1 pseudogene is annotated in these 555 nt (G+C 69.9%); it reads right to left on the bottom strand.

The features are described from left to right. Positions 1-555: pseudogene (gene carB / locus B4M60_RS02610) on the bottom strand (carbamoyl phosphate synthase large subunit); the annotation flags it as partial.

Genomic DNA, 555 nt, shown 5'->3' with positions numbered 1-555 from the left:
TCGTCGACGAACCACGGGTCGATGCCCGAGGCCTCGTGGACCTGGTCGACGGTCGCACCGAGGCGCAGGGCCAGCTCGACGTCGTACATCCGCCCCTCGGTCGGCCGCACGAGGTCCGCGAGCACGGCGTCGACGTCGGTCGACCGGCCGGGCGCGATCGTCTCGTCCGGGAGGGTCCAGAAGCCCGCGGCCTTGGTCTCCAGCGAGCGCATGACCTTGCCCAGCGCCTCGCGGTAGTTGCGGCCCAGGCTCATGGCCTCGCCGACGGACTTCATGGTGGTGGTGAGGGTGTCGTCGGCGCCCGGGAACTTCTCGAACGCGAACCGCGGCGCCTTGACCACGACGTAGTCCAGGGTCGGCTCGAAGCACGCCGGGGTCTCGCCGGTGATGTCGTTGGTGATCTCGTCGAGCGAGTACCCGATCGCGAGCCGGGCGGCGATCTTGGCGATCGGGAATCCCGTCGCCTTGGACGCCAGGGCCGACGACCTCGAGACGCGGGGGTTCATCTCGATCACCACGAGGCGGCCGTCCGCGGGGTTGATCGCGAACTGGATG

This window comes from Dietzia sp. UBA5065 (genome assembly GCA_002415925.1).
GTDB lineage: Bacteria > Actinomycetota > Actinomycetes > Mycobacteriales > Mycobacteriaceae > Dietzia.
The sequence above is the reverse complement of the archived record's forward strand: the minus strand, read 5'-3'. Positions and strand labels throughout refer to the sequence as shown.